The sequence below is a fragment of the Pseudomonas abietaniphila genome (assembly GCF_039697315.1).
In the GTDB taxonomy this organism is placed as follows: domain Bacteria; phylum Pseudomonadota; class Gammaproteobacteria; order Pseudomonadales; family Pseudomonadaceae; genus Aquipseudomonas; species Aquipseudomonas abietaniphila_B.
In genome coordinates this window covers 4,642,660-4,660,240 of sequence record NZ_CP155619.1, presented here as the reverse complement: position 1 = coordinate 4,660,240, position 17,581 = coordinate 4,642,660, and the positions used below count along the sequence as shown (strand labels likewise).

The window sequence follows — 17,581 nt, the reverse complement described above, 5'->3', positions numbered from 1 at the left end:
GGTGTGTCAGTCAATCTTTTCTCGCTGACACGCCGCAATCGCGGGCAAGCGCGCTCCTACAGAGGCCGTCGTGTTTCGCACCCCAGCAGAGCCTGCCGTCAATCCTCGCAATTCAGCATCAATCACCCGCTCAACCCTTCATCTCGGCATCGGCCACTGGGCGGGCGTTTTTACAATGAAGCCATCGTTCGCACCCTCAAGGCCCCAGATCATGTTGAAAAGCCAACTGCGTGACCCTTCCCTGCTTGTCGAGCGCGCCTATGCCAACGGCGCCTGGATCGAGGCCGATGACGGCGCAACAATCGACGTGACCAACCCCGCCGACGGCAGTGTCATCGCGCGCGTTCCGGCGCTTCAGGCAAGCGAAACCCGCCGCGCCATCGAAGCCGCCGAGGCACGATTCGCTTCATGGCGTGAAGTGCCGGCAGCAGAACGTGCGCGCTACCTTGAGACCTGGTTTGCGCTGATCATGGAAAACCAGGAAGACCTGGCGCTGATCATGACCGCCGAACAGGGAAAACCGCTGGCCGAGTCTCGCGGTGAAATCGCCTACGGCGCCAGCTTCGTCAAATGGTTCGCCGAAGAAGCCAGACGCATCTACGGCGACACCATTCCCGCGCCGGCTGCCGATCGACGCATTCTGGTGCTCAAGCAACCGATCGGCGTGGTCGCGGCGATCACCCCGTGGAACTTCCCCAACGCGATGATCACCCGCAAATGCGCCCCGGCGCTGGCGGCAGGCTGTACCGTACTGGTCAAACCTTCGGACATGACCCCGCTGTCGGCGCTTGCCCTGGCGGTGCTCGCCGAGCGCGCCGGGATTCCTGCGGGCGTGTTCAACGTGCTGACCGGCATGCCCGCAGGCGTCGGCGGCGAGATGACCGCCAATCCCGCCGTGCGCAAGCTGTCGTTTACAGGCTCCACCCGGATCGGCCAACTGCTGATGAGCCAGTGCGCGGCAACCATCAAACGTCTGAGCCTTGAGCTCGGCGGCAACGCCCCTTTCATCGTGTTCGACGACGCCGATCTGGATCTGGCGATCGCCGGTGTCATGCAGAGCAAGTTTCGCAACGCCGGACAGACCTGTGTCTGCGCCAACCGGATTCTGGTGCAAGACGGTATCTACGACCGTTTCGCCGAACGCTTGAGCGCTGCGGTGGCCGAGCTGAAAGTGGGTGATGGCCTGCAAAGCGGTGTCACGATCGGGCCGTTGATCAACGCGGCGGCCGTCGAAAAAGTGGCCAGGCACATCAACGATGCCCTGGAGAAAGGCGCCAGCCTGGCGATCGGCGGAGCCCCTCAAGGTGAAGGGCTTTACGTGCAGCCCACGGTGTTACGCGACGCCAACCCCGAAATGTTGCTGGCCACTGAAGAAACCTTTGGCCCCGTCGCGCCGTTGTTCCGCTTCAAGGACGAAAACGAGGCACTGGCGCTGGCCAACGCCACGCCTTACGGGCTCGGCGCCTACTACTTCACCCAGGACATGCGCCGCGCCTGGCGCGTCGGCGAACGTCTGGAATTCGGCATGGTCGGCCTGAACACCGGGATCATTTCGATGGAGGTCGCGCCCTTCGGTGGCATGAAGCAATCAGGCACCGGTCGCGAAGGCTCAAAGTACGGACTGGACGAGTTCCTGGAAGTGAAGGCCTGGCACATCGGCGGGTTGGGTTGATTGCCTGACTGACTGACACCCTACGCGTCGGACAGCAGATCCTGTCGGTCCGACGCCCCAATACGGCACGAATCAGGTTTGGGCCTGTGTTCAGATGACTGGCAGACGGTTCGGGTAATCCCCGGCTCTGCAGAGGAGGATGCTTAATGAATTTCACTGAAGGTTTTGAATCGGTCAGCGTGAACAAGGTGTGCAAACACTACGGCAACCTCAAAGCGCTGAACAATGTGGATCTCAAGGTGGAAGCCGGGGAGTTCATGTCTTTGCTGGGGCCTTCGGGGTCGGGTAAGACCACGTTGCTGAGCATTCTTGGCGGCTTCATTCGGGTTAGTTCCGGGAGCATTTTCTTCGGTGAACGCGACGTCACCTTGATGCCGCCGCACAAGCGCGAAATCGGCGTGGTGTTTCAGAACTATGCGTTGTTCCCGCACATGACCGTCGGCGAGAACGTCGCCTTCCCGCTGCGCGCACGCGGTGAAAGCGCGAGCAAGAGCCGGGACAGGGTCAAGAGCGCCCTGGCGACCGTCGAGCTGTCGGGCTACGAAGACCGCAACATCGCAGCGCTCTCCGGCGGCCAGCGTCAGCGCGTGGCCCTGGCCCGCGCAATTGTCTTCGAGCCCAAACTGATTTTGATGGACGAACCTCTGTCGGCACTGGACAAGCAATTGCGCGAGATCATGCAGATCGAACTGCGCGCCCTGCACAAGCGACTGGGCGCGACCATGATCTACGTGACCCACGATCAACGTGAAGCCCTGACCATGAGCGACCGTATCGCGATCATGCGCGGCGGTGAGTTGGTGCAGGTCGATACGCCGCGCCGTCTGCACGATCATCCGGCCAATGATTTCGTCGCCAGCTTTATCGGTGAGAGCACGCTGGTGCCGCTGCAACGTGGCGCCGACAACGGTCTGACGCTGGGCGCCACTGCGTTGCGCACCACCCGCCCGATTCCCCCATCCGGGGATGTCTTCCTGGCGTTGCAGTCAGAAAAACTGCTGCTGGATAACGACAGTTCCGGCCCCGAGTGGAATCGCCTGCGCGGCCGGGTTTCCGACATCGTGTTCCAGGGTGAAAGCCTGAAAGTTTTTGTCGACCTGGAAGGCGGCCCTACCGTCAGCCTGCGCCAGCCGAGCCACCACGAAGGCAACCTGTCGCTGCCCCCGATCGGCTCGCCGATGATGATGCGCCTGCACCCGGAAGACACCATCGTCGTGCCACGGGCCGGCGCCTGATGCAATTGGCCGTGGCTCACTGATCGCGCCCACGCTTCGCGTGGGTCGATCATTCCTCCTCCATCCCCGCCAAAAACACCGCAGCGAAATATGTCGTAACACCCCCTCAAAACAGTCGATCACAGCGCCGCCCGCCCCAAGTTCAGCGCTTGTGGTTCCGGCCAATCCTTATCCTGATCACATCAACCGCCAACTCGGCGTTCACGGAGATCGAGATGAATTCTGCACTGACTGAAAACCAACGCCTGCTGGCCCTGCGTGAACACAACGTGCCTCGCGGCATCGCCACCGCTCACCCCATCGTTGCCGCAAAAGCGCAAGGCGCCGAGTTGTGGGACGTCGATGGCAAGCGCTATCTGGATTTCGTTGGCGGTATTGGCGTTCTCAACGTTGGCCATAACCATCCCAAGGTCGTTGAGGCCGTAAGGCGTCAGGTCGGTGAGATCTCTCACGCCAGCTTTCAAGTGGTTGCCTATGAGAACTACATTGAGGTCGCCGCCCGGCTGAACAAAATGATCGGCGGCGACGCCCACTACAAAAGCGTGTTGTTCACCTCGGGCGCCGAAGCCGTAGAAAATGCCGTCAAAATCGCCCGTGGTTACACCAACCGGACCGCTGTGATTTCCTTCCGTGGAGGGTTCCATGGGCGCACGTTGCTCGGCGTGACCCTGACCGGCATGAGCCAGCCCTACAAGCAGAACTTCGGCCCCTTCCCCGCCGAGATCTACCACGCGACCTACCCCAACGCCTATCGCGGCATCAGCAGCGACGACGCGCTGGCCGAACTCGATGAACTGTTCGCCACCGACGTCGCGCCGGACCGTGTGGCCGCCATCATCATCGAGCCCGTCCAGGGCGACGGCGGCTTTCTGGCCGCACCCAAGGCATTCCTGCAAGCCCTGCGCGCACGCTGCACCCAACACGGCATCGTGTTGATCCTCGATGAAATCCAGGCTGGATTCGGGCGTACCGGCACGATGTTCGGCTTCCAGCATGCTGACATCCAGCCTGACCTGGTCACCGTCGCCAAGAGCCTGGCCGGCGGTATGCCGCTGTCCGGCGTGGTCGGTCGCGCCGACATCATGGACGCTCCAACGCCCGGCGGTCTGGGCGGAACTTACGGCGGCAACGCAGTGGCTTGTGCTGCGGCACTGGCCGTACTCGATCTTTTCGAAGAGCAGGATCTGCTGGCGCAAGGCGAGAGACTGGCCGCGCAGCTCAGCGAAGGTTTGCAGGGCTTGCAAAAGCGCTACCCGAGAATCGGCGACGTGCGCGGCCTGGGCTTCATGCAGGCCATCGAAATGGTCGCCGACGATGCCCATCAGACCCCTGATGCGGCGCTGGCACAGAAGGTCATCGACGAAGCCCGCCACGCCGGCTTGCTGGTGATCAAGTGCGGTGTACACCGTAACGTCGTGCGTTTCCTCGCACCCTTGGTGACGACGCCGGAACAGGTGGCCGAGGCGCTGCAAATGCTGGAAAAGGCATTGGCGGCCGCCTGCTGAACGAGGTGTCGGCCCGACCTGCGAATGCACTGTCGGGCCTTGGGCTTGAAGGTTAATGGATGCGCGAAAGCCTTACTCTGGAGCAGATCATGAGAGTTACGCAGTACAAGGCTTTGGGCCTGTCATTCGCCACCCTGGTTGATCGTGAACGGGGCATTCTTGAGGGCCTGCGACCGCTGGCAGTGCAAAGTGAATCGGTGACCAGTGATGCGCAATTGCTGAGCACTTATCGACAGGTGGCAGAGGAGCTTGCCGCACGGGCGATGCCGGTGAGCGCGACAGCTTTTCACGGACAGCTATACCAACGGGTGGCGCAACAATTGCAAATCATCCCGGGCTGGGATGAAAGTGTGGCGTTCAGTAGCTCTTGCGCCCAGTGGCCGATTTTCGAGGATGCTCCTGGTGCCCTTCAGTACCTGAGCAAGTTCTACCGTTTGATACTGATCGCCCCACCCCATGGGATTGATGTGACAGCGCTCAGCCGTCGGCTGCCGGTGGAATTTGATGCAATCATCGAACCCCGTGACGACGACTGGCACCGCAGCCTTGAACGCGAGCTGCACCGCCTGGGCCTGGAGCGTTCAGCGTTGTTACCGGTGCGCAGTACGGAAACCGACGACCCGTGGACCGATCGGGTGGATTTTCCGGTGTGCACCTTACGCCGCGGCCACAACCTGCCGTGGAACCATTCGCCTCAGGCAATGGATGGCAAGCGCTGTGAGTACGCCAGCCTTGCCGACCTTGCACATGCCCATCAAAAGGCATTGCACGCCTGAGACCGACGGCCCGGATTTGACATTGCGAGGACTGATCAATGGACGCTGCAACCAAGCTCGATCGTATCGATATCAACATTCTGGTTCAGTTACAGAAAGACGGGCGCATGACCAACGTCAGCCTCGCCGAGGCCGTCGGCCTGTCGCCCAGCCCCTGCCTGCAGCGTGTCAAACGTCTTGAATCTGCGGGTTATATCAGCGGCTACGAAGCCCACGTCAATCTGGCCAAGTTTGCCAACTCAGTGACGGTCTTCACTGAGATGACCCTCTCAGATCACAAGCGCGCCGACTTCGTGAAATTCGAATCGAGCATTCGCAATATCGACGAGGTGCTGGAGTGCCATCTGATCAGCGGCGGTTATGACTACCTGGTGCGCTTCCTGTGCAGCAGCATCCAGCACTATCAGGAGCTGATGGAGTCGATTCTGGACAAGAACATCGGCATCGAAAAATACTTCAGCTACATCGTGATCAAGTCGCCGGTGGTCAAGAGCACAGTGCCTTTGCGGAGCCTGGTCAGGGCCGTTTGATTCCTTCCGCTTATCGCATCGCGCTTCTGCCCGAAAGGCGAGGAAGCGCGGGTGCCCGCGATCTGCCGCCCAGTGACAGTCAAACCGTTCGGCGTTTCTGTATCAGCGCAACCACGCACGAGCGCGATCACCCCAGAATGCAAAACACCTTGCGCACGGTTTCCTCGCTGGCCCATGCGTTGGTCGCGCCTCTGGGCACCACAACAACTTCCCCCGAACGTATGACATGACGCTCGCCCTGGTCGGCGGTCAGGGTCACTGCGCCTTCCAGGATGAACATCAGTTCGGTGTAGGCCGGTTCAACTTGCCTGCGCGCATACGGCTCGCATTGCCACAGGCCAATCCGCAGGCTGGCGACGCTGAAGAGCGTCTCGCTCCAGGCTTTTGGCGTCGGCGTCAGCAGCACGCTGGCAGCTGGCGGACTGGCTTCGCTGAGGGGTTGGGACAGATCGAGCCGGATGGGCACCTTGGGCATGTCCGAGCAGGCTTCAAGGCCTGGAAACGCCATGAACAGTCGACGTAACGGCCCCCGGTGATGCCACCGGACGTGAACGCCTCGCGGCACCACGAAGCAATCGCCGGCACTGAGTTGAAGGTCGAAGCCGTCGCCCTGCAAACGCAACTCGCCCGCTTCGACAACCCCCAGTTCGACCCAGGGAAAATCCTCGATCAACAGGTTCGCGCCGACGCTGATACTGCTGCCTGCGGCATACCCCTGTAAAGGATCGTGGAAATGGATCACACGCCCCGCAGCCAGTGGATCGCCGTGCAATGCAAACGCCGCGCAAGGCATCTGGCGCTCAGCATGGGGATGGGTGTAGTGCAAAATCGGTGGCATACGCTTAACGCTCGCTCATCGTCCGATGACATCAAGAAATTGCTGCCAACCCGCCGCCAAGCGAACGCCGGGCGCACGAAAGGCATGCAAGGGAATCGGTTTGAAATGGTCGCCCGCCAACAGACCGAGATCGACCTTCTCGCCCGCCGTCATGGCAGACAGTTGCTTGCCCATCCACGTCGACATCGCCACTCCGCCGCCGTTGTAGCCGATGGCGTAGAAACTGCGGTCGTCCAGCTGCCCGGCGTGGGGCAGATAGTCCAGCGTCATGGCGACCAGGCCAGACCAGCGATACGCGATTTTCTGGTCACGCAGGACGGGAAAAACCACCCCCATGCTGCGTTGCAGATCATCAAAAGCGCTCTGTGAATCGTCTTTGCCAAATGCACCCCGTCCGCCGAAGATCAACCGATCGCCGATCACCCTGAACCAGCGCAGCATGCGCTTGGTGTCGCCGCACACCTGGCCGCCCGGCATGATCGTGGCAAGGACAGACGCAGGCAGCGATTCTGTGGCGATGATCGCACTGCGGAACGGTATCAGGCGGCGGTGCAGCGTGTCGGTTACCCGGGTCTGATCCGAGTAGCCGTTGGTGGCGTAGATCACTTGCCGGGCGCTGATGCGTCCCTGTGGCGTCTGCACGATGATCCGCTCACCTTCGCGACGGACCTCCTGCGCAGGGCTGTTGATGAACAGTTTCACGCCCCGGTCGACCAGATGCTGCGCGATCCCGCGGGCGTAATTAAGGGGATGGATACCGCCCGCCCGAGGCGTCAGCAGGCCACCGGCAAAAATCGTGGCGCCGGTCATCTCGCAGACCTGGTCGGCGGATATCATCACCGACGACTCGCCGCCGGTTTCGCGCTTGATCCACTGAGCGGTCGATTCCAGGCCGCCGAGCGCATGAGCGTTATGGGCGGCAGCGATATGCCCTGCCATCTGCAGGTTGGCCGCCGTCAAGCCAAGGCTCTCCACCGTTTCGACCAGGCTGTCCACCGCCGCGTAACCGGTACGGTACATCTGTAAGGCCGTGTCGCGACCGAAGCGCGACATGAGGGTGGAGAAACCGACTCGAAACTTCGGTGAAACCACACCGCCGTTTCGCCCGCTCGCACCCCACGCCAGGGTATTGGCTTCGACGATCAGCGGCTCGCGGCCGCTCTCAGCGATGTGACGCGCCGCCGAGAGGCCGGTGTAGCCGGCACCGATGATCACCACGTCGCACTGACGCTCGCCTTCCAGCGATTGCAGCGCAGGTGCAGGTTGGGCGGTGGCCGCCCATAAGCTCTGAACAGTCATGCCAGCGTCTCGGCTAAATGAGGACTGGCGCCCATGGCCAGGGTGAGCAGGCCCAGAGCGCCGCGGAGATCAACCCAGCTCTTTCTCGACTGCGTCGGCCAATTGCGCCAGCGAAGTGAAGTGGTAATGCGGTTCGGTGCGCTCAGACTCCAGCGTGCCGCCCGTGCCCTTCTGAGCGAAACGGCGCTCGATCCAGCACGTCTGGTAACCGAGACGCATGGCGACGCCGATGTCGTGGTACTGGCTCTGGGCAACGTGGAGGATGTTTTCGAACAGGATGCCCTGGGTCGCCAGGACGCCACGGGTGTAGGCAAAAAACTGCGGATCGGGCTTCTCGAAACGCACATCATCGACGGTCACGCGGACGTCAAACGGATGATCCAGCGTTTCGGCCATATGATTGAGCGCCCAGATCTGCGAGTTGGTCGTCGCCACCAGCTTGAAGTGTTTGCGCAGGCGTTTGAGGGCTTCAACCGAATCAGGAAATGCAGGGAAATTTTTAACCGACTGCGCCAGGCCTTTGGCGTAATCATCGTTATCCGGCAGCCCGAGCCTGGAAGCGATGACGTGGTAGCAACGCTCCAGATCATCGGGCCACCAGCCGGAGTCGGTGGAGGCGCGTGCTTCACGGTAAGCTTTCAGGATGTCGTCGTCGGTGCAGGCTTTGCCCGCGTCACCCGCGACTTCTCGCACATGGGCGAGGATGCCGGCTTCGAAATCGATCAGGGTACCGACGACGTCGAACGTCAGGGCTTTGAACTGCTTGAAAGACATAGGGCGCTCCGCAAGAAAAGTCGTGAGGGTGAAACTGACTGGACGGACTCATTATCTGCCCGCTCTCTCGCGCAATATTCTGTTTTGCCCTGCCCTGGAGGCATAACCTACTGTTTTTCTACTCGGGGTGCGGTACCTGTGCTCAACGGTGGGATTCGAGGATCGATCCCAACCTCAGATGAGGGTAGAGCGCGTCGATTTCGAGCATGTCCGCGCGCATTTCTTCGATGATCCAGTCGCGTACATTTTCCACGATCGGCCGGACCGGACGATTGGCCGGCACCACCAGACAGCATCGACGGGAGGTGACCCGGCACGCATCGATCGCGGGCACCAGTTCGCCTTTGCACAGCGAGTTCGAGATCACATTCAGCCAACCCAGCGCCATGCCCTGGCCGAGCAACGCAGCCTGAACCACCACGGCATAATCGGAAAACACCAGGGTGTTGACCGTACGGCCCGCCGTTTCAAAAGCCGAGGCCCATTCGCGTTCCTGGTTGTCCATGCTGATCAGGGTCGGGGACCGTTTCTTACCCTTTCCTTGCAGCACATCAGCCAGGTATTGAGGGTTGCAAACGGGCAGCGTTATTTCGGGAATGACCAGACTTTCCGTGGGTTTCAGGCTTCCGACGTCGAGGTAGCGCATGCCCAGATCAACGTCCACCAACGGGCCACCGATCCTGCCGGACATCAACTGATATCGCATGTCGACAGTGGGGAACCGCTGACTGAACCGGCTCATTCGAGGCATCAGCCAATGGGTGGTGAACGCGGTTGACACCGACAACGTGACGGTCTCGATGCCCGTCGCTCTCGCTTCGATTTCACTGATCGCCGACTCGATGGTGCTGAACCCTTCCTGCACCCGACGATACAAAATGCTGCCGCTCTCGGTCAGCCGCGCACCGCCACGAACCCGCTCGAAAAGCTGTACGCCCAGGTGCTCTTCCAGGCGCGACAACATGCGACTGACCGCCGGCTGACTGACGCACAATTCATCCGCCGCTCGGGTGAAGCTGCCACAACGGGCGGCGGCTTCAAAGACGAACAACGAACTGGAACTGGGGAGCTTTCGACGAAGAGTAGACATGACCTGAGCTTATGCCTCTCACAACTATTAGTAAATTGCCGGCTGAAAAAAACCGGGGCTATTCTTGCGAGCGACCGCCCGCAGCTTTTCGGCCACCGGCCAGCCGATGTGCGCCCCTTCTTCATACTCCCCACGAGACTGCCCCGATGATGCGAAACGCCCTGAAGTTTTATATCGATGGCCGCTGGGTCGAACCCTGCAGCAGCACCCGCCTGCCGGTGATCAACCCTGCCACCGAGCAGGCGTTCGGCGAAATCGCCTTGGGCAATCTGGACGACGTGGAAGCCGCCGTGATCGCAGCACGGCGCGCGTTTCCCTCTTTCGCGGAAACATCACCGGCTCAGCGCACACAGCTGCTGCAAAGCATTCTTGCCGCCTTCATGGACCGCTACGACGAGATCGCTGACGCCATCCTGCAAGAGGTCGGCGCGCCAAAGGCGCTTTCCCACGACTGGCAGGCCGGTATCGGCAAGCGTCACCTGGAACAACTGCTGCGCACTCTGGAGACCTTCGAATTCGAGAAAAGCCGGGGCACCACCCTGGTCCGGCAGGAACCGGTAGGGGTCGTCGCCCTGATCACTCCCTGGAACTGGCCGATCAACCAGATCGTCTGCAAAGTGGCTCCCGCATTGGCGGCCGGATGCACCATGGTGCTCAAGCCCAGCGAAATTGCCCCGATCAACGCCTTGCTGTTTGCCGAGGTCATGCATGACGCGGGTGTCCCGCCCGGGGTATTCAACCTGATCAACGGTGACGGCCCCCTCGTCGGCGCAGCCCTGTCGGCTCATCCTCAGGTGGACATGGTGTCGTTCACAGGTTCCACTCGGGCAGGTATCGAGATCGCGAGGTTGGCCGCGCCGACGGTCAAACGCGTGCATCAGGAGCTGGGGGGAAAATCCGCGAACATCCTGCTCGACGACGTTGACCTCGTGTCTGCCGTCACAGCCGGCGTGGACAGCTGCTTCGGCAACAGCGGCCAGTCCTGTAATGCCCCGACGCGCATGCTGGTGCCGGCGGCCTTGCATGATCAGGCCGTTGAGATCGCTCGCCGCGCTGCATTGGCTCACACCCTCGGCGCACCGGAAGACGCGTCCACCCGTATGGGCCCGGTCATCAGCGAGCGGCAGTTCAACGCCATTCAAAAGATGATCGGCATCGGCATCGAAGAAGGCGCGCAACTGGTGTGTGGGGGCTTGGGTCGGCCGACGCATTTGCCCAAAGGGTATTACGTCCAGCCAACGATCTTTGCCAACGTCACTCAAGACATGACCATTTCGCGGGAAGAAATCTTCGGTCCGGTGCTGGTGATTCAGCCCTACGACGACGTGGCACACGCCGTGAGCATGGCCAACGACAGCGTCTTTGGTCTGGCCGCCTACGTGCAGTCGGCAGACCTGGCGCGAGCCCGAAACGTAGCGCTGCGGATGCGCGCGGGCAGCGTCTACATCAACTACCCGAACTGGGACGCCGGCGCGCCGTTTGGCGGGTACAAGCAATCGGGCAACGGTCGCGAATATGCCGAGTGGGGCCTGGAGGCGTTTCTGGAAACCAAGGGCGTGGTGGGATGGGGCGTTTGAGAGAGGCCAACTGAGTCATCCCAGGCACCCACCGGCATGACCGGTGCGTGCCCCTACGCCCTGCTGCGGCGGAGCTCAGAGGCAGGATGGCGTAACGCGCAATCCGGCATCTGCCGGTTCGGCCGCATCAACAGCGTCACCCCTGATCAGGTCGGCAATTCGCTCAGCGATCATGAGGGTCGGGACGTTGGTGTTGGCGCAAGGAATGGAAGGCATCAGCGATGCATCGCACACGCGCAAATGTGCGACACCGATCACCCGCCCGTCCCCCGTGGTCACGGCCAGCGGATCATCAGCACGACCCATGCGACAGGTGCCGGACGGATGCCAGGTGCCGCCGACATTACGCAGTACAAAGTCAGTCAGTGCCGCGTCATCGGACACGAGTTTTTCGACCGTCACCCCTTGAGTCACCAACCGATGAATCAGCCATCCGCGCAGGGGTCCGGCGACGTCCAGCAACAGACTCAACACCCCACGCTGCACCGCGTTGAAGGCACCGGGCATGGCGACCCTGGCCACCCGTGGCGAATAGCTGGAAGGGAAAGCCACACTCCGTTCCCCCGCCAACGAATCAGCCGACAACGCCAGAGCGCCGAATCGCAACGCGTGCTTCAAGCGTTCGAGATCGCGTTCATCGGACAGCATGTTGAAGCTCACCTGAGGCTCATCATGGGGATCGGCAGACGCCAGCCGCAGGCGACCTCTGGAATACGATTTGTTGACCCAGAAAAAGATCGTTCCCAAGCGATACCCGACCGAATGCCAGCCCGAACGGGACAGGATCGCGCCATGCATGTCGCAGGGCACCGTGCCGGGCAGCCCTGATGAGAAACGCACGACGGCCTGCTCGTGATGCTCCTCGGGAAACGCAGTCCGCCCTCTGCGAGTCAGCAATGCAGACACGGCAATCGACGGATGCTCCATCAAGTTTGCGCCTACGCCCGGCCGATCAACGACCGGCGTGATCCCCAGCGAAACCAGATCATCCGCCGGACCGATTCCGCTGCGCATCAACACGGCAGGGCTGTGAATGGCCCCGGCAGACACGATCACTTCCCGGGCCATCAGCGACTCGGCTTTGCCTCCTGGTCGCAAAACCCGGGCGCCCACCGCAACTCCGTTATCGATCAGCACGCGATCCACCACACAGTGGGTCACGATGGTCAGATTACTGCGTCGTCGCACCTCATCGGTGAGGTAACACACCGAGGTTGGAATCCGCTCGCCTTGCTCACTGACCCCAATCGCCCCGACAAACACGCCCTCTTCCCACGGCCCGTTCTGATCGAGTTTGTGCGTCAGGCCCTGTGCGCCGAAAACCTTCATCACGCCTTTGACAAACGGCGACAGTCGCTCGGCAGACGTGCGTCGAATCCTTACCGGACCGTCATGGCCATGTAAGGCAGCATCCTCTGGCTCACTGAAATCCGTGTCGGTTTCCAGCTTGCGAAAGTACGGCAGGCAAGTCCTCCACTCCCATCCTTCAGCACCCAACGCCTGCCACTCGTCATAGTCGGCAGGCGCGCCGCGGTTGGTCATCAACGCGTTGATCGCCGACCCTCCTCCGAGGATGCGAGCCTGCTCGTAACGTCGTGTCGCATGAGCGCGGTGGCCCATCAGGGCGGTCAGCCGCTGCCAGATATTGCTGACGTCCAGATAGGCACGGCCGGGGTAGCGGCTGCGAATCGCCGGCGGCATGGTCTGCGCAGAAATGTCGCGTCCGGCCTCGATCAGGTACACCTGCTTGTCGGGGTCCTCCGAGAGCCGGGCGGCAAGCACGCAGCCGGCCGATCCCCCTCCCAGAATCAGGTAATCGATCATGTCGTCGTCCCGGCGTTACTGAACAAATTTAAGCCAGCGATCCTTGGCCGCGATGCCGGCTGCCGAAGCCCACCACTCCTCTGACATCAAGGCCTGCCTGGCGGCGTTATCCGGCGAGCTAGGTAGCTCTTTGGCGCGCTCGGCGGTAATTTTCCCCGTACCAAACGCTGCCGGATTTCCTGGGCCGTAATCGATGTAGAGCGGCAGATTGGCTTGCAATTCAGGCGACACCGCTTCATTGACGAACTTCACCGCCGCCGCGTAGTTGGGCGCGTTCTTGAGGATGCACAGCTGGGTGTTCTGCAGGAGGCCGTCGTTGTAGGTGAACGCGACGTCCGGGTTGCTCTTCTGCACGGCGCTTGCGCGGCCGTTCCAGATCATGAGCATGTCCACCTCACCATCGGCGAGCAACTGCGCCGACTGACCACCTGAGGTCCACCACACGGCGATATTGGGCTTGATCTGCTCCAGGCGTTTGTAGGCCCGATCAACATCCAGCGGATACAGTTTGTCGCGAGGTACACCGTCCGACAGCAAAGCAGCTTCCAGCGTGCTCATCGGATCGTTGCGCAAGGCACGAGTGCCGGGGAAGTTCTTCACGTCCCAGAACTCAGCCCAGGTCTGCGGAATTTTTTTCAGGGACTTCTTGTTGTACCCGATCACCGACGAATAGAACTCATACGCCACCGAGTACGGTGTGCGGTAGGTTGCGGGCATGCTTTGCACGTTGGGCATCTTGCTCAGGTCGAGCGGCTCGATCAGCCCTTCATTACCCCCACGCACACAATTGGAAGGCGGTGTATCAATCACGTCCCAAACCGGTTTCTTCGCCTCGCCCTGCGCCTTGACCATCGGCCAGGCATCCGGGGCGCTGTCCTGCTTGATGGTCATCTTCAGATTTTTTGCAGCGGGGTCCAGAATCGCCTTGGTCTGGGCTTCCTGGTAGGAGCCCCCTTGGGAGACGAAAGTGATCTCATCGGCAATGGCCGGCGTTGCGCACGCGACAGCCAGACTCAACAGGGAAATGACGGAACCGACAGCTGCAGTGACAGACAAGGTTTTCATGGCAAATCATCCTGGACGTAGATTAATTCGGCAGCGTTAAAACCTCGACTGAACACCCTGCACCGCAGTGCTTTGCTCAGGTTTGATTTTATTGTTCGACCGAGCGGGACATTTCGACGTTACAAGAGCATGACATCGGGGGGCAATGCACGATTAGTCAGGCCGACCATAACCTGGAGTCATACGCACGCGCGCTGCTCCAGGTGATGGCCAATCACTCACTGAATCGCCGCGAACGGCAAGCGCTCGGCCAGTTCCTGCGCCAGATATCGGGCAAACACCGAGATCCGTTGCGGGATATGCCGACGGTGCTGGTACACCGCGAAAATATCGGCCGAGGGTGCTTGATAATCGGTGAGTACCGCCTGCAGCAGGCCTTTCTCAAGAGACGCCTGCACATTCCAGCGCGAACGCAGGATCAGCCCATGCCCATCCAGCGCAAGGCTCAGCGCGACTTCACCATCATTGCTCGACAACGTACCGCTGACCTTGTGCGCGTAATCCTGGCCGTCCTTGCTGAACCGCCAGATGGCGTAGTCGCTGCCGAATTGCCTCAGCACGATGCAGTTGTGCTGCGCCAAATCAGCAACTCGAGTCAACGCAGGCATAGCTTCAAGGTATTTCGGAGACGCGCAGAGGATGCGTGGATTCTCCAGGAGGCGAACACCGATCAGCCGGGAGTCAGGCGGTTCACCCATGCACACGCCGATATCGAACTGGTCATCCAGCACGCTCAGCGGCTGGCTCGTGAGTTCAAGGGAAATCTCAAGTTCGGGGTGCAGGCGAGCGAAGCTGGACACTACGGGCGCCAGATGTTGGCGGCCGAAGCCCAGCGTTCCGTTGATCCGTAACCGCCCCTTCAGAGTGGGTTGACGGCTATCGAGCGCACTCTCGAGTTCTTCCAGCTGACGCAGGATCGGCCGCCCGCCTTCCAGGTACAACGTCCCTTCCGGGGTCAGCGACAGACGTCGGGTGGTGCGCTGGAGCAACTGCACGCCCAGGCGCGCCTCCAGTTGGCTCAGCCGTTTGCTGACCGCAGGCAATGACAGCCCCAGATGACGCGCGACTTCGGTCAGGCTGCCCCGGCTCGCCACCTGCTGAAAGAAACTCAGGTCGTCGATCATGCTCACGGATTCTTTCCTTAAAACTAAGAATAGCTTTCGAACAAGACTAATTATTAATCCAGAAACGCGCCATACACTGGAACCGTTCCTCAACAATCCCAGGAGTCGAATTCCATGAGCAAACCCCGGTACAAAATTGCAGTGATCCCCGGCGACGGCATCGGCAAGGAAGTCATGCCTGAGGGTGTTCGCGTGCTGGACGCGGTGGCGGCCAGGCACAACCTGGAATTGCAATGGGACTGGTTCGACTTCGCCAGCGCCGATTACTACCTGGCCCACGGCAAGATGATGCCCGACGACTGGTTTGACATTCTCAAGGGGTACGACGCGATTTACTTCGGTGCCGTCGGCTGGCCTGACGTGGTGCCGGATCACATTTCGCTGTGGGACTCGTTGCTCCAGTTTCGCCGAGAATTCGACCAATACGTCAATCTGCGCCCCTGCCGTCTGATGCCCGGGGTCAAGGCGCCGCTCGCCAATCGCAAGCCTGGCGACATCGACTTCTGGGTGGTACGGGAGAACACCGAAGGCGAATACTCCAGCGTCGGCGGCAAGATGTTTCCGGGCACGGACCGGGAGATCGTGCTGCAAGAAACGGTCATGACCCGCGTTGGCGTCGACCGTATCCTGAAGTTCGCTTATGACCTCGCGCAGAGTCGGCCAAAGAAACACCTGACGTCGGCCACCAAGTCCAACGGCATCGCGATTACCATGCCGTACTGGGACGAACGCGCTGCCGAAATGGGCAAAAAGTACCCTGAAGTGAACGTCGACAAGTACCACATCGATATCCTCACCGCGAACTTCGTTCTGCACCCTGACTGGTTCGACGTGGTGGTGGCGAGCAACCTGTTCGGCGACATCCTGTCGGACCTGGGCCCGGCGTGCACCGGTACGATCGGCATCGCGCCATCGGCCAACATCAACCCGGAACGCAACTTCCCGAGCCTGTTCGAGCCGGTGCACGGTTCGGCGCCCGACATCGCCGGCAAAGGCATCGCCAACCCGATCGGCCAGATCTGGTGCGGGGCGATGATGCTTGAACACCTGGGTCATCCGGAAGCAGGGGCAGCCGTACTCGCCGCCATCGAAACCGTGCTGGCGATGGGGCCTGAGCACGCCCCGCTCACGGCGGACATCGGCGGGACCGGCAATACCGAAGCCTTGGGCAAAGCCATCGCCGCTGCTGTCTGACCCGGCCAGTTGCGCGCAATCTCCTGTCTGCGCCCCATGATTCGGGAGATTGTTGCGCCGGGCTCTGGCATCGTATGAACACCCTCCCCTCAACTGCGAGTTCCCCATGGCCCTGCTGTTCAAAGTTGACGACTCACGTGGCAGCGTCTGGAAATCACTGTTCGAACAGCATGCACCGGACATCGATGTACGCCTGTGGCCGGACATGGGGGATCCATTGCAGGTGCGTTACTTCGCCGCCTGGCAACCACCGCAAGACTTGCTCGCGCGCTTTCCCAACCTCGAAGTGATCTTCGCCACCTCTGCCGGGGTCGATCAGTTCGACCTTGGCGAACTGCCGGAGCACATCCAGGTGGTCCGGATGCTCGATCCCGGCATTGCCCAAGGCATCGTCGAGTACGCCTGTTTTGCCGTGCTGAGCCTGCATCGGCAGATTCCCCTTTATGTGCGTCAGCAACAGGCGGGGGTCTGGAAAGAACATGCACTGACACCCGCCAGACGGCGCCGTGTCGGGGTCATGGGCCTGGGCAATCTCGGCTTGGCGGTGACGCAAGCCCTGCGCCCGTTTGGCTTTGAACTGCGGGGCTGGTCACGGTCACAGAAACACATCGACGGCGTGCAATGCTACGCTGGCGATGATCAACTCAAGCCCTTTCTCGCCCAATGCGACATTCTGATCTGCCTGCTCCCTCTGACGGACGACACCCGTGGTGTGTTGAATGCGCAGACCTTCGCTGCCATGCCCAAAGGTGCCCAACTGATCAACCTGGGACGGGGCGGACATCTGATCGAGCGCGACCTGCTGGATGCGCTGGACAGTGGGCAACTGAGTGAGGCCGTCGTCGACGTGCTTGAGGACGAGCCGCCTTCGACCGATCATCCGTTCTGGCACCATCCCAACATCTGGCTGACACCTCATATCGGCGCAAACACCTCTCCCGACACCGCTTTCGAGGTATTGCTCGGCAACCTTCGTCGCCACCAGCAAGGGGAAGCGATGCAAGGCGTGATCGCCCGGCATCAAGGCTACTGAGGGAACGGTACGGCCAGCGCCCCTGTATTGGGCGATCCGATGACC

15 protein-coding genes are annotated in these 17,581 nt (G+C 61.1%); 8 read left to right on the top strand and 7 right to left on the bottom strand.

The window, feature by feature from the left end:
- Positions 1-211: 211 nt before the first annotated feature.
- The 5 genes from ABDX87_RS20685 (at position 212) to ABDX87_RS20665 (ending at position 5,718) form a co-directional block, all read left to right on the top strand.
- Positions 212-1,672, top strand: coding sequence for an NAD-dependent succinate-semialdehyde dehydrogenase (locus ABDX87_RS20685; RefSeq protein ID WP_346829547.1), 1,461 nt, complete (start codon positions 212-214; stop codon positions 1,670-1,672).
- A 146-nt stretch (positions 1,673-1,818) separates the two neighbouring features.
- Positions 1,819-2,907, top strand: coding sequence for an ABC transporter ATP-binding protein (locus ABDX87_RS20680; protein WP_346829546.1), 1,089 nt, complete (start codon positions 1,819-1,821; stop codon positions 2,905-2,907).
- Positions 2,908-3,122: 215 nt separating this feature from the next.
- A complete protein-coding gene (gabT, locus tag ABDX87_RS20675; protein ID WP_346829545.1) occupies positions 3,123-4,412 on the top strand; it encodes a 4-aminobutyrate--2-oxoglutarate transaminase in 1,290 nt (429 codons plus the stop codon).
- 89 nt (positions 4,413-4,501) lie between these two features.
- Positions 4,502-5,188, top strand: a complete 687-nt coding sequence (locus ABDX87_RS20670; protein WP_346829544.1) for a hypothetical protein — start codon at positions 4,502-4,504, stop codon at positions 5,186-5,188.
- Positions 5,189-5,226: 38 nt separating this feature from the next.
- Positions 5,227-5,718 carry an Lrp/AsnC family transcriptional regulator gene (locus ABDX87_RS20665; protein WP_074752595.1) on the top strand — a complete coding sequence of 164 codons (492 nt, stop codon included), beginning with the start codon at positions 5,227-5,229 and terminating at the stop codon, positions 5,716-5,718.
- Between the two features lie 127 nt (positions 5,719-5,845).
- Here ABDX87_RS20665 and ABDX87_RS20660 read toward each other — a convergent pair whose 3' ends face one another.
- From ABDX87_RS20660 to ABDX87_RS20645, 4 genes are all read right to left on the bottom strand, one after another.
- Positions 5,846-6,556, bottom strand: coding sequence for a cupin domain-containing protein (locus ABDX87_RS20660; protein WP_346829543.1), 711 nt, complete (start codon positions 6,554-6,556; stop codon positions 5,846-5,848).
- A 15-nt stretch (positions 6,557-6,571) separates the two neighbouring features.
- Positions 6,572-7,855 (bottom strand): NAD(P)/FAD-dependent oxidoreductase, encoded by a 1,284-nt coding sequence (locus ABDX87_RS20655; protein ID WP_346829542.1) that lies wholly within the window; start codon positions 7,853-7,855, stop codon positions 6,572-6,574.
- Between the two features lie 69 nt (positions 7,856-7,924).
- A complete protein-coding gene (locus ABDX87_RS20650) occupies positions 7,925-8,629 on the bottom strand; it encodes an HAD-IA family hydrolase (protein WP_346829541.1) in 705 nt (234 codons plus the stop codon).
- A gap of 142 nt (positions 8,630-8,771) precedes the next feature.
- Positions 8,772-9,719, bottom strand: coding sequence for a LysR family transcriptional regulator (locus ABDX87_RS20645; RefSeq protein WP_346829540.1), 948 nt, complete (start codon positions 9,717-9,719; stop codon positions 8,772-8,774).
- 149 nt (positions 9,720-9,868) lie between these two features.
- Here ABDX87_RS20645 and ABDX87_RS20640 point away from each other — a divergent pair, with 149 nt between their 5' ends.
- Positions 9,869-11,296 (top strand): aldehyde dehydrogenase family protein, encoded by a 1,428-nt coding sequence (locus tag ABDX87_RS20640; RefSeq protein WP_346833576.1) that lies wholly within the window; start codon positions 9,869-9,871, stop codon positions 11,294-11,296.
- A gap of 75 nt (positions 11,297-11,371) precedes the next feature.
- Here ABDX87_RS20640 and ABDX87_RS20635 read toward each other — a convergent pair whose 3' ends face one another.
- The 3 genes from ABDX87_RS20635 to ABDX87_RS20625 form a co-directional block, all read right to left on the bottom strand.
- Positions 11,372-13,120, bottom strand: coding sequence for a GMC family oxidoreductase (locus ABDX87_RS20635; protein WP_346829539.1), 1,749 nt, complete (start codon positions 13,118-13,120; stop codon positions 11,372-11,374).
- A gap of 15 nt (positions 13,121-13,135) precedes the next feature.
- Positions 13,136-14,185 carry an ABC transporter substrate-binding protein gene (locus ABDX87_RS20630; RefSeq protein ID WP_346829538.1) on the bottom strand — a complete coding sequence of 350 codons (1,050 nt, stop codon included), beginning with the start codon at positions 14,183-14,185 and terminating at the stop codon, positions 13,136-13,138.
- 218 nt (positions 14,186-14,403) lie between these two features.
- On the bottom strand, positions 14,404-15,315 hold the full coding sequence (locus ABDX87_RS20625; RefSeq protein WP_346829537.1) for a LysR substrate-binding domain-containing protein: 912 nt from the start codon (positions 15,313-15,315) through the stop codon (positions 14,404-14,406).
- A gap of 108 nt (positions 15,316-15,423) precedes the next feature.
- Between ABDX87_RS20625 and ABDX87_RS20620 the strand changes: the two genes are divergently transcribed.
- Both ABDX87_RS20620 and ABDX87_RS20615 read left to right on the top strand, forming a co-directional pair.
- Entirely contained in the window at positions 15,424-16,503 is a 1,080-nt protein-coding gene (locus ABDX87_RS20620; RefSeq protein WP_346829536.1) for a tartrate dehydrogenase, read from the top strand.
- 106 nt (positions 16,504-16,609) lie between these two features.
- Positions 16,610-17,536, top strand: a complete 927-nt coding sequence (locus ABDX87_RS20615; RefSeq protein WP_346829535.1) for a 2-hydroxyacid dehydrogenase — start codon at positions 16,610-16,612, stop codon at positions 17,534-17,536.
- Positions 17,537-17,581 lie beyond the last annotated feature (45 nt).

Coding starts and splice junctions, on each gene's coding strand:
- ABDX87_RS20685 (WP_346829547.1), top strand. CDS start 212: ATGTTGAAAAGCCAACTGCGTGACCCTTCCCTGCTTGTCGAGCGCGCC.
- ABDX87_RS20680 (WP_346829546.1), top strand. CDS start 1,819: ATGAATTTCACTGAAGGTTTTGAATCGGTCAGCGTGAACAAGGTGTGC.
- gabT (WP_346829545.1), top strand. CDS start 3,123: ATGAATTCTGCACTGACTGAAAACCAACGCCTGCTGGCCCTGCGTGAA.
- ABDX87_RS20670 (WP_346829544.1), top strand. CDS start 4,502: ATGAGAGTTACGCAGTACAAGGCTTTGGGCCTGTCATTCGCCACCCTG.
- ABDX87_RS20665 (WP_074752595.1), top strand. CDS start 5,227: ATGGACGCTGCAACCAAGCTCGATCGTATCGATATCAACATTCTGGTT.
- ABDX87_RS20660 (WP_346829543.1), bottom strand. CDS start 6,556: ATGCCACCGATTTTGCACTACACCCATCCCCATGCTGAGCGCCAGATG.
- ABDX87_RS20655 (WP_346829542.1), bottom strand. CDS start 7,855: ATGACTGTTCAGAGCTTATGGGCGGCCACCGCCCAACCTGCACCTGCG.
- ABDX87_RS20650 (WP_346829541.1), bottom strand. CDS start 8,629: ATGTCTTTCAAGCAGTTCAAAGCCCTGACGTTCGACGTCGTCGGTACC.
- ABDX87_RS20645 (WP_346829540.1), bottom strand. CDS start 9,719: ATGTCTACTCTTCGTCGAAAGCTCCCCAGTTCCAGTTCGTTGTTCGTC.
- ABDX87_RS20640 (WP_346833576.1), top strand. CDS start 9,869: ATGCGAAACGCCCTGAAGTTTTATATCGATGGCCGCTGGGTCGAACCC.
- ABDX87_RS20635 (WP_346829539.1), bottom strand. CDS start 13,120: ATGATCGATTACCTGATTCTGGGAGGGGGATCGGCCGGCTGCGTGCTT.
- ABDX87_RS20630 (WP_346829538.1), bottom strand. CDS start 14,185: ATGAAAACCTTGTCTGTCACTGCAGCTGTCGGTTCCGTCATTTCCCTG.
- ABDX87_RS20620 (WP_346829536.1), top strand. CDS start 15,424: ATGAGCAAACCCCGGTACAAAATTGCAGTGATCCCCGGCGACGGCATC.
- ABDX87_RS20615 (WP_346829535.1), top strand. CDS start 16,610: ATGGCCCTGCTGTTCAAAGTTGACGACTCACGTGGCAGCGTCTGGAAA.